Source organism: Rhodococcus sp. G-MC3 (assembly GCF_030063335.1).
GTDB lineage: Bacteria > Actinomycetota > Actinomycetes > Mycobacteriales > Mycobacteriaceae > Rhodococcoides.
Map to the genome: position 1 here is coordinate 216,374 of NZ_JASISW010000004.1, position 26,303 is coordinate 242,676.

General features: G+C 62.6%; 30 protein-coding genes. 18 read left to right on the top strand and 12 right to left on the bottom strand.

Going from position 1 to position 26,303, the window contains the following annotated elements:
• The first annotated feature begins 39 nt into the window (after positions 1–39).
• The 3 genes from QMK17_RS05730 (at position 40) to QMK17_RS05740 (ending at position 3,079) form a co-directional block, all read left to right on the top strand.
• Positions 40–1,251, top strand: coding sequence for an aspartate transaminase (locus QMK17_RS05730; RefSeq protein ID WP_283507458.1), 1,212 nt, complete (start codon positions 40–42; stop codon positions 1,249–1,251).
• Positions 1,252–1,262: 11 nt separating this feature from the next.
• Positions 1,263–1,934 carry a 4-carboxy-4-hydroxy-2-oxoadipate aldolase/oxaloacetate decarboxylase gene (locus QMK17_RS05735; RefSeq protein WP_283507459.1) on the top strand — a complete coding sequence of 224 codons (672 nt, stop codon included), beginning with the start codon at positions 1,263–1,265 and terminating at the stop codon, positions 1,932–1,934.
• A 101-nt stretch (positions 1,935–2,035) separates the two neighbouring features.
• Positions 2,036–3,079, top strand: coding sequence for a ferredoxin--NADP reductase (locus tag QMK17_RS05740; RefSeq protein WP_283507460.1), 1,044 nt, complete (start codon positions 2,036–2,038; stop codon positions 3,077–3,079).
• Between the two features lie 34 nt (positions 3,080–3,113).
• Here QMK17_RS05740 and QMK17_RS05745 read toward each other — a convergent pair whose 3' ends face one another.
• A complete protein-coding gene (locus tag QMK17_RS05745; protein ID WP_283507461.1) occupies positions 3,114–4,394 on the bottom strand; it encodes an MFS transporter in 1,281 nt (426 codons plus the stop codon).
• Between the two features lie 95 nt (positions 4,395–4,489).
• Between QMK17_RS05745 and QMK17_RS05750 the strand changes: the two genes are divergently transcribed.
• Positions 4,490–5,056, top strand: a complete 567-nt coding sequence (locus tag QMK17_RS05750) for a TetR/AcrR family transcriptional regulator (protein WP_283507462.1) — start codon at positions 4,490–4,492, stop codon at positions 5,054–5,056.
• Here the strand turns inward: QMK17_RS05750 and QMK17_RS05755 are convergent.
• Both QMK17_RS05755 and QMK17_RS05760 read right to left on the bottom strand, forming a co-directional pair.
• Positions 5,024–5,797, bottom strand: a complete 774-nt coding sequence (locus QMK17_RS05755) for a glutamate racemase (RefSeq protein WP_283507463.1) — start codon at positions 5,795–5,797, stop codon at positions 5,024–5,026. The two genes, QMK17_RS05750 and QMK17_RS05755, sit on opposite strands and share 33 nt — an antisense overlap.
• Before the next feature lie 5 nt (positions 5,798–5,802).
• Positions 5,803–6,975, bottom strand: a complete 1,173-nt coding sequence (locus tag QMK17_RS05760; RefSeq protein ID WP_283507464.1) for a cystathionine gamma-synthase — start codon at positions 6,973–6,975, stop codon at positions 5,803–5,805.
• Positions 6,976–7,047: 72 nt separating this feature from the next.
• Between QMK17_RS05760 and QMK17_RS05765 the strand changes: the two genes are divergently transcribed.
• Positions 7,048–8,229, top strand: a complete 1,182-nt coding sequence (locus QMK17_RS05765; protein WP_283507465.1) for an acyl-CoA dehydrogenase family protein — start codon at positions 7,048–7,050, stop codon at positions 8,227–8,229.
• 58 nt (positions 8,230–8,287) lie between these two features.
• Here QMK17_RS05765 and QMK17_RS05770 read toward each other — a convergent pair whose 3' ends face one another.
• A complete protein-coding gene (locus tag QMK17_RS05770) occupies positions 8,288–9,673 on the bottom strand; it encodes a cystathionine beta-synthase (RefSeq protein ID WP_283507466.1) in 1,386 nt (461 codons plus the stop codon).
• A gap of 106 nt (positions 9,674–9,779) precedes the next feature.
• Between QMK17_RS05770 and QMK17_RS05775 the strand changes: the two genes are divergently transcribed.
• Positions 9,780–10,727 (top strand): SGNH/GDSL hydrolase family protein, encoded by a 948-nt coding sequence (locus QMK17_RS05775; RefSeq protein WP_283507467.1) that lies wholly within the window; start codon positions 9,780–9,782, stop codon positions 10,725–10,727.
• Positions 10,728–10,808: 81 nt separating this feature from the next.
• A complete protein-coding gene (locus tag QMK17_RS05780; RefSeq protein ID WP_283507468.1) occupies positions 10,809–12,029 on the top strand; it encodes an acetyl-CoA C-acetyltransferase in 1,221 nt (406 codons plus the stop codon).
• Positions 12,030–12,106: 77 nt separating this feature from the next.
• Here the strand turns inward: QMK17_RS05780 and QMK17_RS05785 are convergent, their stop codons facing one another.
• A complete protein-coding gene (locus QMK17_RS05785) occupies positions 12,107–12,949 on the bottom strand; it encodes a Bax inhibitor-1/YccA family protein (RefSeq protein WP_283507469.1) in 843 nt (280 codons plus the stop codon).
• 230 nt (positions 12,950–13,179) lie between these two features.
• Here QMK17_RS05785 and QMK17_RS05790 point away from each other — a divergent pair, with 230 nt between their 5' ends.
• Complete coding sequence (locus QMK17_RS05790) at positions 13,180–13,602, top strand: hypothetical protein (protein WP_283507470.1); 423 nt, start codon at positions 13,180–13,182, stop codon at positions 13,600–13,602.
• A 3-nt stretch (positions 13,603–13,605) separates the two neighbouring features.
• Here the strand turns inward: QMK17_RS05790 and QMK17_RS05795 are convergent, their stop codons facing one another.
• Positions 13,606–14,727 (bottom strand): class I SAM-dependent methyltransferase, encoded by a 1,122-nt coding sequence (locus tag QMK17_RS05795; protein ID WP_283507471.1) that lies wholly within the window; start codon positions 14,725–14,727, stop codon positions 13,606–13,608.
• 117 nt (positions 14,728–14,844) lie between these two features.
• On the opposite strand from QMK17_RS05795, the gene QMK17_RS05800 reads away from it, so the two are divergent.
• Positions 14,845–14,982 (top strand): hypothetical protein, encoded by a 138-nt coding sequence (locus tag QMK17_RS05800; protein ID WP_283507472.1) that lies wholly within the window; start codon positions 14,845–14,847, stop codon positions 14,980–14,982.
• Here QMK17_RS05800 and QMK17_RS05805 read toward each other — a convergent pair.
• Positions 14,965–15,489: a peroxiredoxin gene (locus QMK17_RS05805; protein WP_283507473.1), complete on the bottom strand. Its 525-nt coding sequence runs from the start codon at positions 15,487–15,489 to the stop codon at positions 14,965–14,967. The genes QMK17_RS05800 and QMK17_RS05805 overlap by 18 nt on opposite strands.
• A 23-nt stretch (positions 15,490–15,512) precedes the next feature.
• Entirely contained in the window at positions 15,513–16,295 is a 783-nt protein-coding gene (locus QMK17_RS05810) for a tyrosine-protein phosphatase (RefSeq protein WP_283507474.1), read from the bottom strand.
• A gap of 59 nt (positions 16,296–16,354) precedes the next feature.
• Here QMK17_RS05810 and QMK17_RS05815 point away from each other — a divergent pair, with 59 nt between their 5' ends.
• From QMK17_RS05815 to QMK17_RS05845, 7 genes are all read left to right on the top strand, one after another.
• Positions 16,355–17,509, top strand: coding sequence for an NAD(P)/FAD-dependent oxidoreductase (locus QMK17_RS05815; RefSeq protein ID WP_283507475.1), 1,155 nt, complete (start codon positions 16,355–16,357; stop codon positions 17,507–17,509).
• 52 nt (positions 17,510–17,561) lie between these two features.
• On the top strand, positions 17,562–18,041 hold the full coding sequence (locus QMK17_RS05820; RefSeq protein ID WP_283507476.1) for an Lrp/AsnC family transcriptional regulator: 480 nt from the start codon (positions 17,562–17,564) through the stop codon (positions 18,039–18,041).
• Positions 18,042–18,328: 287 nt separating this feature from the next.
• The gene (locus QMK17_RS05825) at positions 18,329–18,526 is read left to right on the top strand and encodes a hypothetical protein (RefSeq protein WP_283507477.1); all 198 of its coding nucleotides are present in this window, start codon (positions 18,329–18,331) and stop codon (positions 18,524–18,526) included.
• A 25-nt stretch (positions 18,527–18,551) separates the two neighbouring features.
• Positions 18,552–19,736, top strand: coding sequence for a PucR family transcriptional regulator (locus tag QMK17_RS05830; RefSeq protein WP_283507478.1), 1,185 nt, complete (start codon positions 18,552–18,554; stop codon positions 19,734–19,736).
• A gap of 148 nt (positions 19,737–19,884) precedes the next feature.
• Positions 19,885–20,040 carry a hypothetical protein gene (locus tag QMK17_RS05835; protein WP_283507479.1) on the top strand — a complete coding sequence of 52 codons (156 nt, stop codon included), beginning with the start codon at positions 19,885–19,887 and terminating at the stop codon, positions 20,038–20,040.
• Positions 20,037–21,047: a TerC family protein gene (locus tag QMK17_RS05840; protein ID WP_283507480.1), complete on the top strand. Its 1,011-nt coding sequence runs from the start codon at positions 20,037–20,039 to the stop codon at positions 21,045–21,047. Before QMK17_RS05835 ends, QMK17_RS05840 begins: the two co-directional genes overlap by 4 nt.
• A 60-nt stretch (positions 21,048–21,107) precedes the next feature.
• Entirely contained in the window at positions 21,108–21,656 is a 549-nt protein-coding gene (locus tag QMK17_RS05845; RefSeq protein WP_283507481.1) for a Dps family protein, read from the top strand.
• A 58-nt stretch (positions 21,657–21,714) separates the two neighbouring features.
• Here QMK17_RS05845 and QMK17_RS05850 read toward each other — a convergent pair whose 3' ends face one another.
• Positions 21,715–22,356 carry a PAS and ANTAR domain-containing protein gene (locus QMK17_RS05850; RefSeq protein ID WP_283507482.1) on the bottom strand — a complete coding sequence of 214 codons (642 nt, stop codon included), beginning with the start codon at positions 22,354–22,356 and terminating at the stop codon, positions 21,715–21,717.
• A gap of 396 nt (positions 22,357–22,752) precedes the next feature.
• On the opposite strand from QMK17_RS05850, the gene QMK17_RS05855 reads away from it, so the two are divergent.
• A complete protein-coding gene (locus QMK17_RS05855) occupies positions 22,753–22,908 on the top strand; it encodes a DUF6131 family protein (RefSeq protein WP_220376349.1) in 156 nt (51 codons plus the stop codon).
• Positions 22,909–22,971: 63 nt separating this feature from the next.
• Here QMK17_RS05855 and QMK17_RS05860 read toward each other — a convergent pair whose 3' ends face one another.
• Entirely contained in the window at positions 22,972–23,406 is a 435-nt protein-coding gene (locus tag QMK17_RS05860; RefSeq protein WP_283507483.1) for an SRPBCC family protein, read from the bottom strand.
• 53 nt (positions 23,407–23,459) lie between these two features.
• On the bottom strand, positions 23,460–24,509 hold the full coding sequence (locus QMK17_RS05865; RefSeq protein ID WP_283507484.1) for an LLM class flavin-dependent oxidoreductase: 1,050 nt from the start codon (positions 24,507–24,509) through the stop codon (positions 23,460–23,462).
• 348 nt (positions 24,510–24,857) lie between these two features.
• Between QMK17_RS05865 and QMK17_RS05870 the strand changes: the two genes are divergently transcribed.
• Complete coding sequence (locus tag QMK17_RS05870) at positions 24,858–25,442, top strand: giguanylate cyclase (RefSeq protein ID WP_283507485.1); 585 nt, start codon at positions 24,858–24,860, stop codon at positions 25,440–25,442.
• A 64-nt stretch (positions 25,443–25,506) separates the two neighbouring features.
• Here the strand turns inward: QMK17_RS05870 and QMK17_RS05875 are convergent, their stop codons facing one another.
• A complete protein-coding gene (locus QMK17_RS05875; protein WP_283507486.1) occupies positions 25,507–26,259 on the bottom strand; it encodes an SIR2 family NAD-dependent protein deacylase in 753 nt (250 codons plus the stop codon).
• Positions 26,260–26,303: the final 44 nt, after the last annotated feature.

A 26,303-nucleotide genomic window follows, 5' to 3' on the forward strand; every position in this document is an offset into this window, starting at 1 on the left:
ATTAGTGGAAGACACCGTTTTTCTCTCCTTGGAGGTCCCATGTCGCCCGTCGCTCTCGCAGCACGCGTCACCCGCATGCGCGAGTCACCCAGTGTCGCTGCAGCACAGCGCGTCCGCGAACTGAAAGCCCAAGGGAGGAAGATCCTCGACCTGACAGTCGGCGAACCCGATTTCGATACTCCGGAACACATCAAGGCTGCCGCCGTCGAAGCGATGGATCAGGGCCTGACCAAATACACTCCGGTCAACGGCATTCCGATTCTGCGCGAGGCGATCACCAAGCGGATGCGCGCCAAGACCGGTCTCGATCACGAGTCGAACCGCATCACGATCGGCGGCGGCGCCAAACAGGTCATCTTCCTGGCATTGATGGCGACCGTCGAATCGGGCGTCGAAGTGATCGTTCCTGCGCCGTACTGGGTGTCGTACCCGGACATGGTCGAGGCACACGACGGCACGGCGATCATCGTGGATTGCCCTGAGTCCGAGAACTTTCTGCTCACTCCCGAGCGTCTGGAGGCGGCGATCACGCCGAACACACGCTGGGTCATCCTCAACACCCCGTCGAACCCGACCGGAGCCATCTACAGCGCCGAACAATTGGCGAACCTTGCCGAAGTTCTCGATCGGCATCCCCACGTCGAGGTGCTCTCCGACGAGATCTACGACGAGATCAGCTACCTCGATGCCCCGGTCCCGAACCTGTTGTCGGTGGCACCGCACCTGCAGGACCGGGTGTTTCTCACCAATGGTGTGTCGAAAGCGTACGCAATGACGGGGTGGCGACTCGGCTACGGCGTCGGAAACCCCGAACTCGTCGGTGCGATCAACAAGCTTCAGTCGCAGTCGTCGTCGTGCCCGTCCTCGATCAGTCAGGCCGCGGCAGCCGAAGCACTCACCGGCGACCAGAGTTTCGTCACCGAATCCGTTGCCAGCTATTGCCACCGCCGCGACGTCGCCTTCGAACTCCTCAATGCGATCGACGGCCTCGAACCCGTTCTGCCACAGGGCGCGTTCTATCTGTTCGTCGGATGCAGTTCGTTGATCGGCGCCCGGACTGCCGACGGCACTGTACTGAGCAGCGACCAGGATATCGTGCTCTACCTCCTCGACCATGCATCCGTCGCCACTATCCAGGGTTCCGCCTACGGCGCCGACGGCTACTTCCGCGTCTCCTTCGCGACCTCCGAGAACGTACTCCGTTCGGCAGCGTCGAACATCTCCACGGCAATTTCCGCCCTCACCCGATAAGGACACCGCTCATGGTTCACGTCACCACCAAGATCGACCGTGCAGATTCGGCGCTCATCGCAGAGCTGGGAACGTTCTCGGCCGCGACAATCCACGAGGCGCAGGGGCGCTCGGGCGCCTTCGATTCCGGTATCAAACCACTCGACCGCGACATGAAGTTCTGCGGTTCGGCATTCACCGTCGTGTGCCACCCACGTGACAACATCATGCTCCAGGTCGCGATCAGCTATGCCAAGCCGGGCGATGTCTTGATCGTCTCGTCCGGAGACCAGCCGGCTGGTCAGTTCGGCGACGTCCTTGCCAATGCCTGCGTTGCACGCGGCATCTCGGCCCTCGTCACCGATGGCGGTGTTCGGGACTCGCGGGAAATCCGCGACCTGGGATTCCCGGTGTTCAGCAAATTCCTCAGCATCGAGGGAACCGTCAAGGAGTCCCTCGGACCTATCAATCAGCCACTCGTGTTCGGCGGTCAACTGGTGTACCCGGGTGATGTGATCAAGGGAGATTGCGACGGAGTAGTACTCACTCGCCGCGCCGAGGTGCGGTCCGCCATCGACGCCTGCCGCCAGAGGGACGCCGCCGAAGCCGAGTACATCGAGCGGTACAAGCGCGGCGAGACTCCCATCCAGGTCAGCAACCTCGGAGCCGTGCTGGAGTCCAAGGGCCTCACCGTCGACGCGTAGACCTCCTCCGCTGAGACAACGCTGCGACGGCATCCTCGACAGATCTGGAGCGCTCTGGCAAACTAGAACGCGTTCCAGTTTTAAGGAGAGGGTGCCACCAGATGACCACGACCGCCGAGCAGCACGGTTCACGTTCTGTGCTGCTCACCGTAGCCGAGGTCATCGAGGAGACCAAGGACGCTCGGTCCATCGTTTTCGAAGCACCGGAGTCGTTCGACTATCGACCGGGCCAGTTCCTGACGCTGCGAATTCCGAGCGAGGAAACCGGTTCGGTGGCGCGGTGCTATTCGCTGGCGAGTTCGCCGCACCGAGGCGAACTACCGAAAGTCACCGTCAAGCGAACATCCGACGGCTACGGATCCAATTGGGTCTGCGACAACGTCGCGGTCGGTGATGTCATCGAGGTGCTGCCACCTTCGGGACGGTTCACCCCACCCGATCTCGACGACGACTTTCTCCTCTTCGCGGCTGGCTCGGGGATCACCCCGGTGATGTCGATCCTGAAGTCCGCGTTGAGCGACGGAGTCGGCAGCATCGTTCTCTTCTACGCCAATCGGGACGAGCACGCTGTCATCTTCGCTGATGAATTACGCTCCCTCGCAGCAGAATATCCCCGCCGACTGGCCGTCGTACACTGGCTCGAGTCGTTGCAGGGGATTCCGACAGTCGATCAATTGGCCACCGTCGCATCCCCGTACCGCACCCACCGTGCGTTCATGTGCGGACCTGGGCCGTTCATGGAGGGCGTGCACAAAGCGCTTGGCTCCAGCGGCTTTCCGCGAGATCGCGTGCACAGCGAAGTGTTCGCCTCGCTCGCCGGTGACCCGTTCGCCGACGTGCCCCCCGAAGCGCCGAGCGAAGAAGACACCGCTGGGGCCGCAGCGGTTACCGTCGAGCTCGACGGCGAGTCCTACGAACTGACCTGGCCGAGGAAACAAACGTTGGTCGATATCATGTTGGCCGAGGGCATTGCAGTGCCCTACTCGTGCCGCGAAGGCGAGTGCGGATCCTGCGCATGCACCATCCGCGATGGTGAAGTCGCCATGGAGAATGCAGAGATCCTCGACGAAGAGGACATCGCCGACGGAATGATTCTGGGATGCCAGGCAAGGCCCGTCAGCGACCGCCTCCACATCGAATTCTGACGTGTCGGACGGCTGAAGTCTTGACCTCGTCGGCTTAAGTTCCGGATACCGTCACCTCGGAGAAGCCTGGGCGCTCCCGACGAGATGCGGCCGTGAATCCGGCCGAGGACAGGAGAGCCAGGACGATCACGAAGCTGCCGTACACCACCGCGGAGGGCTGCAAGCCGAAGGTGTGTACCGCGAATCCGCCGATCACCGCGGGCACGCTGAACGCCAGATAACTGATAACGAAGGTCGTGGCGAACACGCTGCCTCGCTCGTCCGCAGGCACCAGAACTCCGAGCGTGCGCATCGCACCGAGGAACGTACTTCCCCATCCGGCACCGGCGATGACCGAGCCGAGGAAGTAGAGGGGGACTGAGGCGATCGTGATCGACACCAACGACGTCGCGACCCCCGCGGCGAGCACGAGTGCACCGAGGATCATCACGATCCGCGGAGGACGGGTCCGTACGCACGCTGCAGCGACCGCGCCCGAGAAGAACAGGGCGAATATTTCCAACCCGCCCACAATGTGGTTGTCGATTCCGAATAGCGATTTGATGATCGAAGGGCCGAGCGAGAGGTGAAAACCTCCGAGGGACCAGGTTGCCACCAGTGCTGGAACCATCATCAGGAACGGCACGCGGGCGCCGGTAGGAAACGCCGCCCTCGGTAACAGAAGCTTTGCAAGGTGACGCCGCGATTCCACGGTGCGCATCGCCGATGTTTCGGGCACCAGCATCAACGCTGCAGCCAACAGCACGACGCCGCCGATGAGCAGCGCGTAGACAAGAACCGTCGGTGCAGGTGCGAGCTGGACGAGCAAGCCTGCGCCGAGAGCGCCGCTCGCGAGGCCGATCGAGGGAGCGACACTGTTGATCAGCGGGCCTGCCGATTCGCTGGGCTGAAGGTCGATGACTGCGGCGCTCAGTGCGCCGGTGGCAGTGCCGGCCGCAAGGCCCTGGACCACACGTGCCGCTATCAGCCCGGGGACGCCGTCCGCGACGATGAACAGGAAGAGGCTGACCACGAGCAGCACCAGTGCGGAGATGAGGATCGGCTTGCGCCCGACATGATCCGACAGGCTGCCCACCGTCAACAATGCAACGAGTAGTGCAACTGCGTACACGGCAAAGACGACGGTCAACGTCGTGGCCGAGAAGCCCCACTCACCCTGATAGACGGGATAGAGCGGCGACGGTGCAGCGGAGGATGCCATCACGACGAGATAGGTCAGTCCGACGACCCAGAATGCCGCTGTCGGCGAAATGCGCCTGCCGATGCCCCGGTCAGTGGACGGGGGAATGGTCGTCGCGGAATCGGTGTTCACCATAAGTGCCTCCCAGATCGCTAACGCAACCATCGTTGCTTTAAAAGACGATAGACCGAACCTGGCGTTAACGCCAATCCATTTGCAATAATGGTCTGATGCCCGCCGCCGAACACACCACTGCCCGACGCCCGGGCGGTCGAAGCGCCCGCATTCGCGCCGAGATTCACCGTGCGGTGACGGAACTGATCGGCGAAGACACCGAAGCGCTGTCCATTCCGTCGATCGCAGAGCGCGCAGGCGTTGCGGCCACAACGATCTATCGACGCTGGGGCGATCTCGACACCCTGCGCACCGAAGTGGCCGTGGAAGTTCTCACTGCCGATTCACCCGTTCCCGATACCGGGGATCTGCACCGCGACCTCGGAGTGTGGTGCGAATTTCTGATCACCGACATATCCCGACCGGAAAAGACGGCGTTGCTCCGCACCGTTCTCGGTGCCAACGCCAACGATTCCGGCAGTATCCACTGCCTCGACAAGCGTGAGATACAAATCTCGGAGATTCTCGAGCAAGCCCACGGCCGCGGAGAAGAGTCCCCCTCCCGCCAGGAGGTGATGGACCACGTGGTCGCACCGCTGTACTTCCGAGTCCTCTTCGGCACCCCGGAGACCGACGTCAGCTACGCACGATCACTGGTGGATCGACTGTTCGCCGGCAAGTAACCGACCCTCCTGGTGCGCCAACGCACTGGCAGGCAAGCTATCGGCACGGCCGCTGAGGAACAAATTCACCAGTCCCGATCCCTTCGGCCGCGGTCCCGCTTCGTCGATACGTCGAAGCGTCTGACGTGCAACGGCTTCGGCACTGTCGAACAGAGTGACGCCAACCGGCAGTGCCGCTGCGATCGCGGTGGCCACCAGTGGATAGTGCGTGCATCCGAGTACGACGGCTTCGACATCGGCGGGCGTCGCGGCCGCGGCAGCAGCGATTGCAGCCGAAATCCCTTCGGTGTCACCACGATCGATCGAATCCGCGAGACCATGACACGCGATCGGCGTAACCTCGCGGTGCGCTGCGAACTCCTCGATCAACCGGGCCTGATACGCGCTGGCCGTCGTCGAAGCCGTCGCCCAGATCGCAATTCGATCACTCACTGCAGCAGCCGGTTTGATCGCGGGCACCGTACCCACCACTGGAATACTCGGCCCCAAGTGAGCTCGAACGTGCGCGAGCGCGGTGACACTGGCCGTGTTGCACGGCAACACGATGACACCTGCGCCCTCCTCGACTGCACGGTCAGCCGCGTCGAGGACCCGCGCGATGACGAACTCGTCGGGCTTGGGGCCCCACGGCGCATTGTCCGGATCCATCAGCAGGATCAGATCGAGGTCGGGGCGCAACTGTTTGAGCCATGCCGATGTCGGCAACATGCCGAGCCCCGAGTCGATCAGTCCGACGATCATGGAGTTCAGCCCAGCGCCTGCTCGACGTCACCGATGAGGTCTGCGGCATCCTCGATGCCGACGGACAGACGCACCAAGTCGTCGGGAACCTCGAGCAGCGAACCGGCGGTGGAGGCGTGCGTCATGGCGCCAGGGTGCTCGATGAGGGACTCGACGCCTCCGAGCGACTCCGCCAGCGTGAAAAGCTCGGTGCGTGCACAGAAGTCGAGTGCGGCTTGCTTTCCGCCGGCCAAGCGCACGGAGATCATGCCGCCGAACCGTCGCATCTGCTTGGCGGCAACCTCGTGCGAGGGGTGCGAAGCGAGGCCGGGGTAGATGACCTGAGAGATCGCCGAATGGCCGTCGAGCAACTCGACTAGCTTCTCTGCGTTGTCGCTGTGTCGATCCATCCGCAGCGCGAGAGTCTTGATGCCCCGTAGCGTCAGGAACGCGTCGAACGGCCCCGGCACTCCGCCTGCCCCGTTCTGCAGGAACGCGAAGGCAGCGTCGAGTTCTTCGCTGTCGGTGATCAACGCGCCACCGACGACGTCGGAATGCCCCCCGATGTATTTGGTGGTCGAGTGAAGAACCACATCTGCCCCGAAACTCAGCGGCTGCTGAAGGTAGGGAGACGCGAAAGTGTTGTCGACGACGAGCTTGGCTCCGGCCGCATGGGTCACGCCTGCGAGCGCTTCGATGTCGCCGACGTTCAGCAACGGGTTGGTCGGTGTCTCGACCCAGACGAGCTTGGTGTTCGGGCGGATCGCGTCGCGGACTGCGTCGACGTCGGAAACCGCCGCGACGGAGTACTCGATGCCCCACTGGGTGAAGACCTTGTCGATGAGGCGGAACGTGCCGCCGTAGGCGTCGTTCGGAATGACGAGGTGATCGCCTGGGCGCAGGGTCGCCCTCAACAGGGCATCGGTGGCGGCCATGCCCGAGGAGAACGCCCGACCGTATGCGCCGGACTCGAGAGCCGCGAGGTTCGCCTCGAGCGGCCGCCGCGTCGGGTTGCCGGTGCGTGCGTATTCGAAGCCGCTTCGCATGCCGCCGACGCCGTCCTGAGCGAAGGTCGAGCTGGCATAGATCGGCACGTTCACTGCGCCCGTCAATGGATCCGGCTCGTACCCGGCATGGACCGCTTTGGTGGAAAACCCCTGCCAGGAGATATTGTCTGCCTTGCTGCGCTGCTCGCTCATGCCTTTCAGACTAATAGGCGCCTCAACTGGGTAGCCTGCGGGAGACACCGCAGACGAAATGAGGCATTCCCCGTGGCCGATCCGCAGCGCTCCCAGAGCGTCGACGAGCTCTTTTCAATCGACTCCCTCCTCGACACCGAGGAGAAGGAAATTCGAGACACCGTCCGAAAGTTGGGCAACGAGCGGATTCGTCCGCACCTTGCCGACTGGTTCGAAGAAGGGACCGTCCCAGCACGAGAACTGGCCAAGGAGCTCGGCGCGCTGGGCCTGCTCGGAATGCATCTGGAGGGCTACGGCTGCGCAGGAACCTCGGCGACGGCATATGGGCTCGCCTGCCTGGAGCTCGAAGCGATGGACTCCGGCATTCGCAGTCTCGTGTCCGTGCAGGGTTCTCTCGCGATGTTCGCGATCTGGAAATATGGATCGGAAGAGCAGAAGCAGCACTGGCTCCCCGGCATGGCCGAGGGAAACCTGATTGGATGCTTCGGATTGACGGAAGCCGATTTCGGCTCCAATCCGGGCGGCATGCGAACTCGCGCGAAGAAGGACGGCAGCGACTGGGTCATCAACGGCAGCAAGATGTGGATCACCAACGGACCGGTCGCCGACGTCGCCATCGTGTGGGCACAGACCGACGAGAAAGTACGGGGCTTCGTCGTGCCCACGGACACGCCGGGATTCACCGCGAACACCGTCAAGAAGAAGCTCTCGCTTCGCGCATCGATCACCGGTGAGCTTGTCCTCGAGGACGTGCGCCTCCCCGAGGACGCGATGTTGCCGGAAGCTCGCGGACTCAGCGGACCGCTGAGCTGTCTGAACGAGGCACGCTTCGGCATCATCTTCGGCGCAATGGGCGCCGCACGCGATTGCATCGAATCCGCCATCGAGTACTCGAAGACGCGCGAGGTGTTCGACAAGCCCCTCGGTGCATATCAGCTGACCCAGGCGAAGCTTGCGAACATGGCACTCGAACTGGGTAAGGGACAACTGCTGGCCCTACACCTGGGTCGACTCAAGGACAAGGGCGAGCTCCGCGGCGAGCAGGTGTCCGTCGGCAAGCTCAACAGTGTCCGCGAGGCCATCAAGATTGCGCGCGAGTGCCGAACCATCCTGGGCGCCAACGGAATCACGCTGGAATATCCGGTGCTGCGGCACGCCAACAACTTGGAATCGGTGCTGACCTACGAGGGCACGTCCGAGGTGCACCAACTGGTCATCGGACAGGCTCTCACCGGTTCGAGCGCAGTTCGCTAGGCGCTCCGCGCACGTGAGCGGAAATACGTCGCAGGGGACGTATTTCCGCTCACCTGGGCTACGCCCCCTTGCTCAAAAATCCGAGCAGATCGTGCCGTGTGATGACGCCCACGGGCTTGCCTTCTTCGACGACCATCAAAGCATCGGTCTCGCCGAGTGCCTTGGTGGCGTCGGAGACGTTCTCTCCTGCACCGATGAGCGGGAACGGCTTACTCATGTGCTGAGCGACCGAGTCGGCCAACGTCGCCCTCCCCTCGAACACTGCGCTGAGCAATTCACGCTCGGTGACGCTGCCCGCAACCTCGCCTGCCATGACAGGCGGCTCGGCACCGACGACGGGCATCTGCGAGACACCGTATTCACGCAGAATCTCAATGGCGTCGCGCACGGTCTCCGACGGGTGCGTGTGCACCAGGTCCGGCAGGGCGCCGGACTTCCCACGGAGGACGTCGCCGACGGACGGTTCGTCGACCTTGCCGTCGAGGCGTGATCGCAGGAAGCCGTACGACGACATCCAGTTGTCGCTGAAAATTTTCGCGAGGTAGCCGCGACCACCGTCGGGGAGCAGTACGACAACGAGTGCGTCGGGACCTTCGCGCTCGGCGACCTTGATCGCGGCGACTGCTGCCATACCGCACGAACCACCGACCAGCAGGGCCTCTTCACGGGCGAGGCGACGGGTCATGTCGAACGAGTCGGCGTCGGAGACGGCGATGATCTCGTCAGGAATCGACGGGTCGTACGCGGTGGGCCAGAAGTCCTCCCCTACGCCTTCGACGAGGTATGGCCGTCCTGTTCCACCGGAGTACACCGAGCCCTCGGGATCGACACCGATGATCTTGACCTTGCCACCGGAGACCTCCTTGAGGTACTTACCGGTGCCGGAGATGGTTCCGCCGGTGCCGACGCCCGCGACGAAGTGTGTGATCTTGCCGTCGGTGTCAGCCCAGATTTCGGGGCCGGTGGACTCGTAGTGGCTCTGCGGACCAGCAGGATTGGAGTACTGGTTCGGCTTCCAGGCACCGTCGATCTCGCGAACGAGGCGGTCGGAGACGCTGTAGTAACTGTTCGGATCCTCGGGCGCGACAGCGGTGGGGCACACCACGACCTCGGCGCCGTACGCTCGCAGCACGTTGCGCTTCTCTTCGCCGACCTTGTCCGGGCACACGAAGACACACTTGTATCCACGCTGCTGCGCAACGAGCGCAAGGCCGATACCGGTGTTTCCGGACGTCGGTTCGACGATGGTGCCGCCCGGCTTCAATTCACCGGCCGCCTCGGCTGCGTCGATCATCTTGATCGCGATACGGTCCTTGGACGAGCCACCCGGGTTGAGGTACTCGACCTTGGCAACCACCGTGCCCGCCCCGCCGCCGACAACGGAGGAAAGCTTGACCAACGGAGTGTTGCCGATGAGTTCGGTGATGTGTTGAGCGATGCGCATGTGCCCATCTTCCCAGATGCCGGGAAGTCCTCTCTCGGTACCGCCGAGAAGAAGCGGATTTCGTGCCTACGATGGATCTTGTGTGTTTCGAAGAAAGCATGAAGCCGTGCCCGTGACTCGATGGCGAACCGCCGCCAAAGCGGGTGCTGCGACCGTCCTCGCAGGCTCCTCAGCAGGGACTGCGTCGTGGGCCGCGTACAGGCATCTGATGTCGCAGGCCACGTCCGCGCGCGGTGTGATCGGGCGCAATACCGCCAAGCCTCCCGAGGCGGACGGTGTGTACGGACCGGGCGATCTGAGTCCGCAGCGCTGGCGGGCGGGAAGTTCAGCAGATATTCACCTGATGATCTTCGGTGACTCGACGGCAGCAGGTGTCGGCTGCGCCGTCGCCGACGAGGTGCCGGGCGTACTGGTTGCTCGTGGCCTCGCCGACGAGACCGGCAAGCGAATCAGGCTGAGCACCAAGGCAATTGCCGGTGCCACCTCCAAAGGCTTGGAGGGCCAGGTCGACGCGATGTTCGTCGCCGGGCCACCGCCGGACGCCGCGGTCATTCTGATCGGCACCAACGACGTGACCAAGAAGTTTTCCATTCCATCGTCCGCGTCCAGACTCCACGACGCGGTGGAACGGCTCACAGCCAAGGGAACGGCTGTGGTGGTGGGAACGTGCCCGGACCTCGGGGTGGTGACAGCGATCCCTCAGCCGTTGCGCACTGTTGTCCGAAACTGGGGCCGCCGCCTCGCCCGCGCGCAGGCGTCGGCCACACTTCAGGCGGGCGGGCATCCGGTAGCGCTGGCAGACCTGCTGTCGCCGGAATTTCTCGCCGCTCCCGACACGATGTTCTCCGCGGACCGCTTCCATCCGTCCGCTGCCGGGTACGAGCTTGCGGCGCAACATCTACTTCCGGTGCTCGCAGCGGCACTCGGCGAATGGACGGGTGGCCCGCTACCGGAACTACCCGAGGTGTCCGCGTCCGCCGAGTCGCGGAGGCTCGGCACCAGGGCAGCGGCTTCGGTCGATCGATTTCTGCGCCGCCGGGGTACCGAAATATAGGGTGCCGAACCCTACAGATAGGTTCGAATCCGAACCGCTTACTCAGTGGTAACTCAGCCAGTATCCATCAAAGGAGAGTTCATGCCAGAAGCAGTGATCGTCAGTACCGCTCGTTCACCGATCGGCCGCGCAATGAAGGGATCGCTCAAGGACATCCGTCCTGACGACCTCACCGTGCAGATGGTGGCCGCAGCCCTCGCGAAGGTCCCCGAGCTGGATCCAACCGACATCGACGACCTTCTGCTCGGCTGCGGTCTGCCAGGAGGCATGCAGGGCAACAACTTGGCGCGCATCGTCGCAGTCCTCCTCGGCTACGACTCGCTGCCCGGCACCACGATCACTCGTTACTGTTCGTCTTCGCTGCAGACCACGCGCATGGCGCTGCACGCGATCAAAGCGGGCGAAGGCGATGTATTCATCTCCGCCGGAGTCGAGAGCGTCTCCAACTTCATCCACGGCAGCTCCGACTCGCTTCCGCAGAGCCACAACCCGATCTTCGCCGACGCCGAGGCACGCACCAAGAAGGCGCAGGAAGAAGGCGCGGACAGCTGGACCGATCCCCGCGAGAACGGTGACGTTCCCGACGCCTACATCGCGATGGGCCAGACTGCCGAGAACGTCTCGATCCTCACCGGCATCAGCCGCGAAGAACAGGACCACTGGGGCGTCCGCAGCCAGAACCGCGCCGAGGAAGCGATCAACTCCGGCTTCTTCGAGCGTGAGATCACCCCGGTGACGCTGCCCGACGGCACCGTCGTCTCCACCGACGACGGTCCTCGCGCCGGCACCACCTACGAAAAGATCAGCCAGCTCAAGCCCGTGTTCCGCCCCAACGGCACGATCACTGCGGGTAACGCCTGCCCGCTCAACGACGGTGCAGCCGCTCTCGTGATCATGAGCGACACGAAGGCCAAGGCGCTCGGCCTGACGCCGCTGGCGCGCATCGTCTCCACCGGTGTCACCGGCACCTCGCCCGAGATCATGGGCCTCGGCCCCATCGAGGCAACTCGCCGTGCGCTCTCGATTGCAGGCCTCTCGATCTCGGATATCGACCTGTTCGAGATCAACGAAGCGTTCGCGGTGCAGGTGCTCGGTTCCGCTCGCGAACTCGGCATCGATCACGACAAGCTCAACATCTCGGGCGGTGCCATCGCCATTGGTCACCCGTTCGGCATGACGGGTGCTCGCATCACCACGACACTGCTGAACAACCTGAAGACGCAGGACAAGACGTTCGGCGTCGAGACCATGTGCGTCGGCGGCGGAATGGGCATGGCAATGGTGCTCGAGCGCTTGAGCTAGTAAGAAAGACCACGCAACAAGGCCCCGCTGCTCGAAAGAGCAACGGGGCCTTTGTTGGAGCTGCTGAGTTCGACCTACTAGTCGTTGTTGAAGTAGCTGAGCAAACGCAGGATTTCGACGTACAACCACACGAGAGTGATGGTGAGTCCGAGTGCAACGCCCCAGGCTGCCTTCTCCGGCGCCTGTGCGCGGATCAGCTGATCGGCCTGGTCGAAGTCCAGCAGGAAGCTGAACGCTGCGATACCGATGCAGACGAGGCTGAAGATGATCGCGATGGGGCCACCGTCGCGAAGGCCGAGGCCACCGTCGACGAAGAAGCTGGCAACCAGGTTGCCGAGTGCCAGCACGACGACGCCGATGAGCGCGCCGATGATCATGCGAGTCAGGCGCGGGGTGACACGAATCGCGCCGGTCTTGTAGACCACCAGCATTCCGAAGAACACACCGAACGTGCCGACGACCGCCTGGCCGATGAGCGCTGTTCCGCCCACGCCACCGAATTCGACACCCGTGAACATGAGCGAGAGCGCACCGAGGAAGAGTCCCTCGGCTACCGCGTAGGCGAGAACGATCGCGGGGTTGTCCATCTTGCGACCGAAGGTTGCGACGAGAACAAGGACGAGGCCCACGATGCCGCCACCGATGACGAACATCGGAGCGAGGTCCGGGTTTCCCTTCGACAGGACGTACGAGATGATGGCCGAGACAGTCAGCACACCGAGTGTGATGCCGGTCTTGGTGACGACGTCGTCGATGGTCATGGCCCGTGTTGCGGGTCCGGTCCGGTAGGGCTCAGCAGTGGGCGGCTGACCGAACTGCGTTGCCTGAGTGGCTCCGGCCGTCGCAGTGCCGAAAGTGGCGTATCCGCCGCCCTGCTGCTTGGGCAGGTTGCGGAACACCGGGTTGCTGGAGGTGCGCACCGTGTGACATCCCTTCTAAGAGCGCAAGCCCTTCGTTTCGAGCCCGACGCCGTTGTTATCCGGCAGTTGTATGAAGAACGTTTCACATACGGACAAAAGTTCCCAGTCGGGCCGCGAGAACTTCCGACAATTCGGACTCTACCGTGACCATGAGCTCCACGCGCACGCACGACCGTGACGGCCCGGGCTCGGGGCGATTGAGCCGACGTGTCAGCGGGTAGGTTTCGAGCATGAGCATCGAAGACGGACCTGACCAGACACTCGATCCGAGCGAAAGCGTCGACTCGGACGAGATCCGCAACGACGACGGCGACACCGTGGTCGATGCTCCCGACCATTGGAGCGAGGCGGACAAGTTCGGCACCACCGCAGCTGAGGCCCGTGAGGGCGAAAGCCTCGACGAAAAGCTCAGCGAAGAGGAGCCCGACACAGCAGTCGAAGAGAACGAGCGCTCGGTATCGGAGACACCCGACGAAGAACTGACCGAGGAGTTCGTCGACCACGAAATCCTGGAGTCCGACGAGAATCCCGATATCGACTATGCAGACGGACAACGTCAGGCCGAGATCATCGAGGGCACCCTCGTCGAAGATCTCGGACGCAATCGCGGTCAGGTCGACGGCACGCCCGAGGACGGCGGGCCGGTCGAGTAGAGGTCAGACGATCGACCGAGTGACGGTGAACTTCGCATTCTTCCCCACCACCTCGGTCGGTCCGACGGCGTCCGCGATTGCCCGTCGATAGGCGAGGTGGGTGTTGAACACTGTCCACAGCTCCCCGCCCGGTGCCAGGACACGGCCCGCGGCCGCGAACAGCTTCTCGGCGCTCCCGGTGTGGAGCGATGCCCCCTCGTGGAACGGCGGATTGCACACGATCAGGTCCACGGACGAGTCCGCGAACGTTCCCATGGCGTCGTCGCGAACGACGTCGACGACTACCCCATTGGCTTGAGCGCTCGCCCGAGCCGACGCCACTGCAGCGGCCGAGCGATCGGTTGCGAGAATGCGGGCGTCCGGGTGTGTCCGTGTCGCCAAGCAGGCCAGAATTCCCGTACCGCAACCGAGATCGACCACCGCTCGCGCGTCGGGCTTCATCCGGCCCATGAAGGTTGCGAGGAATCGCGTACCGATATCGAGCTTCGCACCGGCGAATACGGCGCCGTGTGCGACGACGGTCAATTCCACGTCGCCCAGCACCTCGGTCACCGGGAAGGACGGCACGTCGGTGGCGAGCGGACCCGATGCAGTCAGCACCCGCGCTTTTTGTCTACCTCGGCCCGCGCTGACCGATTCGAAGGAATGCCGAAGAACCGAATTCATCGCGGGTGTCATGTGTTTGTCTCGCCCTCCAGCGAAGACCTGTACATCGGCAGCAGCGAACCGGGCGATGGTCTCGGCGATTTCGGTGAGCTCGGCAAGACTGCGCGGCAGTTGCACGAGCACGACCTCGGCGCCGTCGAGCAACGCCTCGTCCAACCCGCAACTGCGGTAGACACCGTCGAGTCCGGCCTCCGCCGCGTTGCGCGCGAGGGCGAGCTCGCCGGTATAAGAGTCTTGGTGCACTCGAATCCCGGTAATCCCGTGCACGACCGCCATTCCCAAGGTCAGCGCACCGTATCGGTCGCCTATCACCGCTACCGACGCCCCTGCGAGATCAGCGACGACGTCGCTTGCAGAATCGATTATCAGCCGGTCCGCGGCGTCGACGGCAAACAGGTTGGGGGCCTCGGCGTCGGGGCTGCGGCGTAGTCCGGCGAGGACTGTTTCCAGGTCAGGCACGGGCACAGTGTTTCACCTGATCGACGGCACGATCAAACTCGTTGCACGTCAGTATTTCTTGCCGCGCGTCCGCGAGTCCAAGTGGCATTTTCGGGTTTTCGAGGGCATGCTCGTGCCATGGAACCATCCAAGAAAACCGAAGCCCTCTTCTCGCACGTCGACGCGTCGAGCGACGACGCGCCCGCAGAGAACAAGAAGCCTGCGGTCTACACCGCCCTGTTCAGCGGTGAACACCCCTCAGGCCAGAAAGCGTAAATAGTCCAGCGACTTGTCCGCGTGGACGTGAGCGCGCTCGCTGGTGACCACCAATCGCACAACGCGATTTCGGTCGATGACAAATGTAGTTCGCTTCACGGACAGCAGTCGACGGATGTATCCACGCTTCACTGCGTGTGATCTACCTCTCTTAATTTCCTGTCTTCTGCGCCGCTTCATCAGCCAGCCGCCCCTGCGCACGCCGAATTGCTCGGCAACGGCGCAGTCGGAGTCGGCCAACAGCGGATAGTCGAACGACCTCTGCAGCGCGAAGTGCGACTGCTTGTCGGTTGTGTCGGTGCTGATACCCACACGCTGAGCGCCCAGTGCGTCGAACGACCGGCCCAGATCGCGAAAGTGGCAGGCCTCCGCGTTGCAGATCGGACTCGATGCTGCGGGGTAGAAGAAAAGAACTACCGGACCGTTGTCCAGCAGCTCGCTGAGCGACCGGACGCGCCCTTGGTGGTCGGGGAGCCGAAAATCCGGCGCAATTTGGCCAGTGCGCATGTGCAGAGGTTAGCTGCCTTTGATCACGACCAGTCGACGAGCAGTTCACCTCTCAATCGAACGAGGTCTTCCTGCGTCACTCCGATAGCGTCCAAATACCCTTCGAACGACCCATGAGTACTGGTCACCGCATCGAGGCCGGTGCGGTAGTACGTTTCGGCGACCCCAAGCAAGGCGTCGGACGGATCCACCGGCCTTCCGTTCACATCCGGCGGCCACACGGCCTTGACGTGCTCGCGCAGCGGCTCGATGGCATCGTTACTCGCCATGAAGTCCGCCACGATGTGTTCGTCCGTGACGCCGACCGCCCGAAGAACGGTCGCTATCGTCCAGCCGGCACGGTCCTTTCCCGCGGCACAGTGCACCAACGCGGGACCCTCCCCTGCGCCGATCGCATGGACGACGCTTCGGATGGCCTTGTGTGCGCCGGAGAGCGACGGGAAACTGGTGTAGGTGCGCAGCATGTAGCCGAGCTGGGCGTCTCCCCCGTCGGAGAGAAGTTCCTCGTGCGGAGCCTTATCCCCCTGCTCGCCCCGATAGGGAACGGCCACAACGGTGACACCGCCCGGAACGGCGTCGACGCCGGAACGACGCACCTCCGCGTCGCCTCTGAGATCGAAAACCTGGCGTACGCCCAGGCTCGTCAGCTCGGATCGGCCGGCGTCGTCGAGATGGCTGAGCTCGGACGAGCGGAAGAGCACACCGTTGCGGACGAGCCGCCCATCCTCCGTTCGGGCCCCGCCGACATCGCGGAAGTTCCACGCACCGGACAATCGATACTGGCTCTGCCGATCTGCGTTCGTCACCGAGCGACTGTAACCAATGGCCACACAAGACTGCTCGACAGCAGAACGGAGGGAGACCGGTGAGCGATACCCATTACGACGTGATCGTTATCGGCGGTGGAATCGGGGGTGTATCCATCGGCTACGAACTAGCTCAGGACAGACGGGTGTGTGTGCTCGAGCAGGAACCGGTTCTGGCGTTCCACACCACCGGACGCTCGGCTGCGCTCTTTCTCGAGACGTATGGGAATGCGGCTATCCGTGCACTGACGACGTCGAGCAGGCAGTTCTTGCTCGATCCACCGGAAGACTTCCGTGGGCAACTGGTGTCTCCTAGGTCTCTGCTTCAATTCGCAGGCCCAGGGCGCGGCGAGAAACTCGAGTCGCTGTTCGATCAGGTCCGAGCACACACACCCGATGCGCGGATCGTGTCACCGGACGAAGCGCGGTCGCTGTTTCCTCTCTTGCGCTCTGACCGCATCGACCTCGCAATGTACGAGCCCGGGTCCAAGGAGGTCGACGTTCATGCCCTGCACCAGGGATACGTCCGCGGCCTGCGGCGTCGCGGAGGGTCGGTCCGAACCGACAGTGCCGTAGTGGCGCTGAGGCGTCGCGGTGATCGGTGGGACGTGCAGAGTGTCGACGGCGTCGTGCGGCAGGCACCCGTCGTCGTCGATGCAGCGGGTGCGTGGGCGGACTCGGTGGCAGATCTTGCAGGTGCTGCGCGATCCGGTCTCGAGCCACTGCGCCGGACTGTCTTCATGGTGAGCATGCCGGACGGAGTCGACGGTTCGATTCTTCCGACTCTCAGTGACATCGACGAGTCCTTCTACATCAAGCCCGAGGGGCATCAGATGCTGTGCTCACCCGCCGACGAAACCCCGATGCCGCCGGGGGATGCGAAGCCCGACGAGCTCGAGATTGCACGGGCTCTCGATGCCATCCTCGAAACCACGTACCTGACCACTCGGCACGTGCGATCGTCGTGGGCTGGGTTGAGGAGTTTCGTGCCGGACCGGACACCGGTCGTCGGATTCGATCCGAGGGTCGACGGTTTCTTCTGGTGCGCGGGGCAGGGCGGTTACGGAATCCAGACGTGCGCGGCGCTCGCCCGCGTCGGCGCAGCCCTCGTCCGCGATGCCGAGGTGCCGACCGACGTTGTGGATCGAGGGCTGGACATCGCAGATCTGGCGCCAGGAAGAGATGCGGCTGCTCCGCCGGTGCGTGTTCAGTGACACTCCCGTGTTACTTACCGCGCACGGGCGCGGAGCGCATTACCGTGAACCGATGACCGATTTCGACCGAACGGACGCCCGTCTACTACTGGCCTTGTGTGAGAGGCCACGCGCGACCGGCGTCGAGTTGGCAAACAGCCTCGGAGTGTCCCGCAACACTGTTCAGGCTCGTCTGACTCGTTGGGAAGAGAAGGAAGCACTCACCCCGATCGATCACCGAGTCCGCCCGCGCAGTCTGGGGTACTCACTCCAGGCGTTCGTCACCACTCGGGTGGACCAGCACAAGCTGGCCGAGGTCACCAACCATCTGCGCACGATCCCGGAAGTGCTGGAGGTCTATGGACTGTCCGGTGCTTCGGACATGCACATCCGTATCGCCGCTGTCGATGCAGACGATTTATATCGCGTCGCCGGGCTCATTCTGAAAATTCCGGGAGTGGAACGGACCAATATGTCCATAGCGATGAGCGAGCTCATTCCCTACCGTACGAAACCACTGCTCGATCGCGAAGCAGGCACCGCTCGACCTTGAAGGACAAGGGATCGGCGCCGCCCCCGACGCGGCGCCGATCTGTCCTAGACGGTAACTCATCGGTTCGGCGCTAACCCGCGGTCCACGAGATGTCGTCGTCTGCCGAGAAGAGTCCAGGGTGTCGCTCGTCGAATTCGTCTTGGACGACGTGTCCGAACAAGCGTTCCAGGTATCGGTAGTGCCCCGGCAAAGTTTGCCTCGAAGGCGCCCAAGAAGTCCGTTCTGTCTACCCGGACAACGACACGGCCTCGCCGACGACGGGGCTCCGAAATGCGACTACCGGATAAATGCTTTCGAGTGAACGCAACACGATATTCATCCGCTCCGTGCGGCCGTGCAGTCCGGCGCTGAAAGTCTTTCCGTTCAAGATTCTGACGCTCGGCGGTGACCACACCATCAACGACCAGGCGGAGATCACCGGAATCGCCGCGGCCCCCGTGGCCTACCAGCTTGTGTCGGTCCTGGCGCTCGACAACGGCGCCTGAACGCCGCCAGCTTACGATGATGTCTGTGGCACACCAGTCCGATCAAGCAGGAGACGAGCCGCAACGCCGGGTGGCAGACTTAGCCGCCGAGGATGCCGGCGGGCTGTCGACCGAACTGCTCGGTGATTTCCTCGACGTACTGTCCTCCGCGGTGTCGGATGGAAGGCCGTTGACCAGAAGACAACTGCGCACGTTGCGCACTCACGGAGATACCGCAGCCAAACAGGGCGTCGCGCTGCGTGCGTTGCTCGACCTGTATCTCTCCTCGGCGTGGCGTTTGTGGCGCACTTTGCCCGCAATCATGAACGCCGAGCGCGATCCCGGTGCCGTCGTGACCGCAGGCGAAGTGATGCTGCACGCCGTCGACGACGCCGTCGCCGAGCTCGCCGAGGGCTTTCAGCTGGCTCGGCGCACCCTGGTTCGCGCCGAGGTGTCCGCGCGCCGCGAGTTCGTCGACGATCTACTGTCCGGAAGCGCTGACGTCGCGGGAGTGCTCGGTCGTGCCACGAACTTCGGGCTCGACCTCTCCGGTCCGCATGCCGTCATCGTGGTCGATGCCACGACCCCGTTCACCGACGGAGGCTCCGTCATCGCGGACGTCGAACGCGCCGTCGAAGGCAGCAAGGGTGACTCCGAGGTGATGGTGGCGAGCAAGGAAGGCAGGCTCGTCGTAGTGTTCGCCGCTCCGAGCCATCAGGCGGTGACCCATGTCGTCGATCGGGTCTCGATCGCCACGGGGCAGCGTCGCACCACGGAGGGATGGACCCACAGGTTGGGGGTCGGTAGACCTGGCCAAAGCGGCGCGGGCGTCGCCTCCTCGTACCGAGAGGCGCTCGACGCCCTCGAACTGGCCGCCAAGTTGGGCCTGGACACCCAAGTGGTCGATGCCCGGGATCTGCTCGTCTACCGGGTACTGCTCGACGATCGGCCCGCGATCACCGATCTGGTCGACACGGTTCTGACTCCGCTTCTGCACGCGCGCGGCGGCGCCGAACCACTGCTCGACACTTTGCTTGCGTTCTTCTCGTCGGGTGGCAACTCGGCGTCGACCGCTCGCGCTATGCACCTTTCGGTCCGCGCGGTGACCTATCGGCTAGCACGAGTAGCGGAGCTGACCGGGCACGATGTCGCAGATCCGAGCGAGCGTTTCGCTCTTCAGGCCGCGGTGTACGGGGCGCGACTGCTCGATTGGCCACACTCGGCTTACTGAAAACCCTCGACATTGCCTGAATCCGGCAATTGAAATCGGTCATACATGTCCGATATCGAACGGTGCATGCCGGATTCATAACAGGCACACTTGAGTAGTCGCGGCCGAACCACTGCCGCTCCCCGCTACTCGAGAAGGAGCACCGATCATGGCCTCCCTAATTCAGAAACTGCAGGTTTTCGCCCGCAGCCCCCAGGGTAAAAAGGTGGTCGCGCAGGCGCGCGCGTTCGCCACGAAGCCCGAGAACCAGGCCAAGTTGAAAAGCTTGGGCTCGCGGCTGAGAAGTAAGGACACTCGCCGATGAACGTTCCCGTGTGGGCATGGGCAGCGTTCGCTGCTGTCATCGTCATTCTTCTTGCCATCGACCTACTCGCGCACCGCGGCGCGCACATTATCGGCTTCAAGGAAGCCGCCTGGTGGAGCGCCCTGTGGGTGGGCGTCGCCCTGATCTTCGGTGGAGTCGTGTTCGCCACCCTCGGGACGACGGCAGGCGTCGAATACACCACGGCCTGGCTGCTGGAGAAGAGCCTGTCCGTGGACAACCTCTTCGTGTTCGCACTGATCTTCGGATACTTCAAGGTGCCCCGTGAATATCAGCACCGCGTGCTGTTCTTCGGTGTCATCGGCGCCCTGGTGTTCCGAGGAATTTTCCTCGCCGCAGGCGTAGCGATCGTCAGCAAGTTCACGGTCGTGCTGTTCGTCTTCGCCGCGATCCTGCTCTACAGCGCGTGGAAGCTCATGAAGGACGAGGACGACTCGTACGATCCGAGTACCTCGCTCGCAGTACGCCTGCTGCGGAAGGTGATCCCGGTACGCGACGAGTACGAGGGCACCAAGTTCTTCGTCAAGGAAGCCGGTAAGCGGGTTGCCACTCCACTTCTCGCCGTGGTGGTGGCCATCGAAGCGGCCGATCTGGTCTTCGCCGTCGACAGCGTTCCGGCAGTGCTCGCAGTCAGCGACGACCCGTTCATCGTGTACTCGTCGAACGCATTCGCGATCCTCGGACTTCGCGCACTGTACTTCCTGCTTTCGGGTCTACTGGACAAGTTCCATTACCGGTCCAAGGGCTTGGCCATAATCCTCGGATTCATCGGCGTCAAGCTGATCCTCCAGGCCAGCCACAAGGTCATCAGTACCTCGATCCCGGAGATCCCGTCGATGATCAGTTTGGTGGTCATCATCGCGGTACTGGCAGGCTCGATCATCCTGAGCCTCAAGCGCCCCCCGAAGGAGGAGCCTGTTGTCGACGACGAGCCTGAGGCACTGCCGGATGAGTCACCGTCTCTGACGAAGGACTCGCACGAGAAGTAACGCTCGACTCATCTGCCCGGGGCGTGTTTCGCACGAAGCCGCCCCGGGTAGCCGCATCTCATGAGCAATTCGACTTCGTACACCGTTCCCGGATTGAGCACCGACGAGGGCGATCGCATCGCAGCTCTGCTCCAGGATCGCCTGAACGCATACAACGATCTGCACCTGACGCTGAAGCACATTCATTGGAATGTGGTGGGACCGAACTTCATCGCTGTCCACGAGATGATTGATCCTCAGGTCGAGGCTGTCCGTGGCTTTGCCGACGACGTCGCCGAGCGCATCGCAACCCTCGGGTCGTCAGCAAAGGGAACCCCGGGCACAATTGTCGAACAGCGATCGTGGGACGACTACTCGATCGGCCGCGCCACCGCGATCGAGCACCTGGGTGCGCTCGACCTGGTGTATGTGGGAGTCATCGGCGATACCCGCAAGGCAATCGACGAGATCGGCAAGATCGATCCGATCACCGAGGACATGCTGATCGGCCAGAGCGCGCAACTCGAACTGTTCCACTGGTTCGTCCGTGCGCACCTGGAGAACTCGGGTGGTCAGCTGTCCACCTCGGGAGCATCGAGCGAAAACGAAGCCGCGAACAACGCGGGCTGAGAACACGGTTTCAATGACAAGACGCCCCGTGCATCTGCACGGGGCGTCTTCTCGTTTGTCAGCGAACCAATCGCTCGTGCGCGGTGAGCAACAGATGACTGACACCGGACTTCACATCGTCCGCGGTTGGATCGAAGGTCTGCAGGTCCCTCACCACTTGCTCCGCCAGCGAACGCAACTTCAGATTGTGTGTTTGTGATTGCCAGGACAGCACTCCGAACGCAGTGTCGGCGTCGACACCGAACGCGAACATCAGTGCACCCTTCGCCTGCTCGATAACGGCGCGCGATGCGAGCACCGATTGCACCGCATCGTTGACGCTTTCCGTCACGACATTTTCGGTGGTGCGCGTGACATCGACGGCGTACCCCGTGAACCGGACGGTACCTGTGTCTTGGTTCGTCAGTGGGCTTCCCACGATGACGATGTGGCGCACTTGGCGCGCAGGGGTGATGATCCGATGCGCGTGGACGCATCCGGTTCCCGACGCCAGGGTGGTCGCAAGCACCTTCGCAGCCTGCGCACGATCGTCCGGATGGGCTGCGTCGATAAGAAGTTCGGTCGTCGGGGTGACCGATCCCGGATCGTAACCGTAGATCTCGAAGAGGGCGTCCGACCACACCAATGCGTTCGTCACTACGTCGAATTCGAAGGTGCCCGCCCGGCACGGGGTGATGAACCCCGCCGCGGAGTCCCCCACATCCCCAGGCTCCATGCGTATAGCAATACCAGGTCGGCTCGCCCTCGGCATATTCTGCGTACTTCTACGGTCCACATTGGTTTCGAGTCTTTGCTCGCGGGGTAGTCTCCTTTGCCCGGTACTCGCAAGAAACGAGTACCACACGTCCTTCGTCCAGCAGGTGGCGTACGGTCCGAATGGCTCTCTCGATGTGCGAGTTCCTCATCGCACTCTCGGGGTCATTCTGTCGTGGGCCGAGCGCGATCGTGCGTTGCGAGAAAATTGTGAGATGTTTGAAATCGCAAGTGCCACCGCATTTTCGACTAACATCAGGGTATGTTCTAAAATGTTCGGCGGTCTACTAAAGTAGGTCGGGAGATGCCGGACACGGCATCGAAATCGAAAGAAGGTAAGACAGTGATCGTCCTGGGAATCATTCTCGCGCTCATCGGTTATTTCGCGTCGATCAGCATCTTGACAACGATTGGCATCATCCTGATTGTTGTCGGGGCAGTGCTGACAATTCTCGGCGCCACTGGTCGCGCAGTCGGCGGCCGCAAGACTTTCTATTGATCCTCTCGCACCAACGAACAGCAAGGCCCCACGCACTGTGTGGGGCCTTGCTCGTTTCGGAGCTCAGAGCGCTTCGAGCGTCCTCGTCATCGCTTCGACGGTCTTGCCGCCGACCCTCTCGAACACCAGCTTGAAGATCGGATCCGACAGCTTCGCGATTCCGTTGAACGTGATGATGGCGTTGTAGGTGATCCGCGTAGAGCCTTCCCCTGCATCGGAGAACCTGATGTCGTCGACCGACGAGGCAGTCTTGTTGCTCCCCTCGAATTTCACTCCGTCTGCACGATCTTCGACCATGCGGTAAGTGAGCTCGGTACTGATCCCGGCGAGCTTGGATTCGTTGTGCCACTCGGTACCGACACCGATCTCCCCGGGCGTGGTCTGTACGCACTTCTGTGTTCCTGGATCCCACGTTTCGGCGTGGGCGAAATCGCGCAGATACGCTACGACGATATCGCGTGGCTTCTTGACGACGAATGTGCGTTGAACATGAACCATCGAGTTCCTCCAGTGAGTGCAGTTGATATGGAGTTACCCGAGCGGGCGACAACTCACACCCGAGGCTCGTCCGGCGCGGGAGACCAACCGAGCGCGGGGCCGAGGGTCGTTGCCATGTCCGTCAGGATCTGCACGTAATCCTCGTGTTCGAAACTGAACGGCAGCGCGAATGCCACTTCGTCGACCTGTTGAAAAGACTGATTCGCAGATAACATCTCGACGATTTCCTCGGTAGTCCCGACGAGATCCGCGGCAAACATCATGTGCGCAGGCCCTTGCGGTTCGAGGGTGCGGGCCAGCCTGCTACTCGCGTACTCGCGGTACTTGCGCCTCTGCTCGCCCGAGGCAGAATCGGTCGGAATCACTACGAGCCCCTGGGATACACGTGCAGCGGGTCCCTCAGGGTGGTGTGCACGGAACCGTTCGATGTGCGAGAGCTGAATGGCGTCGAAGTCCGGCAGCTCCCCAGCATTCTCCTGCTCAGCCTTGACAACGCTGCTGACCAGCAGGTTCACATTTGCTTCGCCCGCCCATTGCGCCGAGCGCAGGCTGGCACCCCCGTACCACATTCGGCTACGCAGGCCCGGTGAGTGCGGCTGCACTCGATCGGAGAACTGCTCGATTCCCACGGTTCCACTCCAGTCCGATGCCGGCTGTCCATCGACCAATCGCAGAAGCCGCTCGACGCGCTCGTATCCAAAATCCTCGGAGTCCGCGGTATCCGGGTACAGGCTTGCCTTGACTCTCTCGTACTGCATCGGGGGCCCGACGCTGACTCCCGGGTTGATTCGCCCCCCGGACAGCACGTCAACCGTTCCCAGGTCTTCGGCCAGACGCAGCGGGTTCTCCCAGCCCAGCGGAGTCACCGCAGTCCCGAGCGCAATTTTCTTGGTGCGCTGCGACGCCGCGGCCATCACTGCAATCGGTGACGAAATTCCGAACTGCAGATGACGATGCCGCAGCCAGGCGCTGTCGAACCCCAGACTCTCGCCGAGCTCGATGATCTCGAGTGTCGACTCGTGTCCGAGGCCAGGACGATTCTCGTCGAACAGGCCGATCGTCAAAAATCCCAGTTTTCTCAATGGAGTAGAACGTTCGGGCATGCTTCGACTATCCCTTCGATCCAAACGTGTGATGCATCGTCCCGGATGGTATTTTACTTTCTTGAAAAGCGTGATGACCTGCCCGTCTCGACCGCTCGTCGAGCAACGTCGGAGGCGGGATTCGGCTGCGGATCGCCCCGTCTACTGCAGCGGCGAACTCGACACTCGAAACTCACTGAAAACGCACTGGCACAATAGCTTCGGGCCGGCATCCGAGAGGCACCCCTCGTAGCATCAGACTCCATGCGAACCCGAGGATGCGCAGTCCATTCAACGCAAACCCGGCTCGATGCCCCCGCAGGTGTGTTTGAATCGACGAGCATTTTGGAACCAAGGGGTGAATCGAACATGACCAGCGCTGTGAAGTCCTCGGAAGAGCATTATGAATGGGGAGTAGACCTGATGTCCTCCCTCGCTGTCGAGGGCATCGTAAAAAGAGTTATTGCACTGGCGACGCTCGGTATGGCTGTCATCGTGACGCTCGAAATGGGATTCGGGTACGGCGCGACCACGCCGATTCCCACATCAGTGCAGTGGACATCGATGATCGCGGCATACGTGATGGGTGCGTTCTGGATGTTCGGGCCGTGGCCGACGATCAATCAGGCGTTCGCATTCGTGACGATCGCCAACATCGCCATTTTCTCAGCGACTATGGTGGCAGATTTTCCGCCTGAGATCACGCTGGGGAAGAGCGCTTTCCTGATCGAGCTCGGGATGTTTGTCGGATTCTTCTTCGAACGATGGATGCTGGCCTCCCACATCTTATTCTGCGTTGCCGCAACGACTTTTATTGCCGTTTACGTCGTGACCTACGAGAGCGTGTCGATTCTGATGGCATTCGTAGTGTGGTCACCGGTCGTGGTGTCGATCGGCGGATTCGTGTTGTTGCTGCACTTCGCGGTTCGATCGATGCGACTCGAGTTCGAATAGACGTGCGCACTGTGTTTCCGAGGTGGACGCCGGTGTCATCGCGATCGGCGGCCACAGCGGCCGATCAAAGTGCTGCCACCAGAGCGGGCAAGCCGTTCGCTGCGGTGGTTCGCCATCGGAGGTCGGCCATGTCGGAGATCTCGGTTTCCACCGGATTGATTTCGACTACTGAAGCTCCTGCGCTGCGCGCCATCGCCGGCAGTCCAGCGAACGGAAAGACGACGCCTGAAGTACCGACAACCACTACCAGATCGGCGCTCTCGACAGCTTCCACTGCCGCGCGCCACTGATCCTCGGGCAGCGATTCGCCGAACCACACGGCGCCGGGGCGCATATCACCGCCGCAGTACGGACAGAGCGGTGGCGTCACACGGTCTGCGTACTCGTCGACCGGTTCCGGCTCGGGGTGCGAGTGAACATCACACTCGGTGCATCGAGGGTCGAACAAACTGCCGTGCACATGCGACATCACAGTCGATCCCGCACGCTCGTGCAGGTCGTCGACATTCTGCGTTGCGATGTCGAGGTGCGTTCTGGCCTGCCACTCGGTCAGCGCAAGGTGCCCGGCATTCGGCTGGGATCGACGAACCAATTCCGCGCGCCACTGATACCACCCCCACACCAGGTTCCGATCACGGGCCCAGCCGTCGGGACTCGCGAGGTCGGCCGGTTCGAACGTCGACCACAGCCCGGTCTGGGCATCACGAAAAGTTGAAATCCCGGATTCGGCCGACATACCTGCGCCGGTGAGAACGGCTACGCGCTGAGCGGATCCAGCGAGTTCGGCTACGGCGCTTAGTACGTCGGCATTGCTCATGGTCGGTAGTGTGCCATGGGCGACCGGCAGCTCGGGCGGACCGC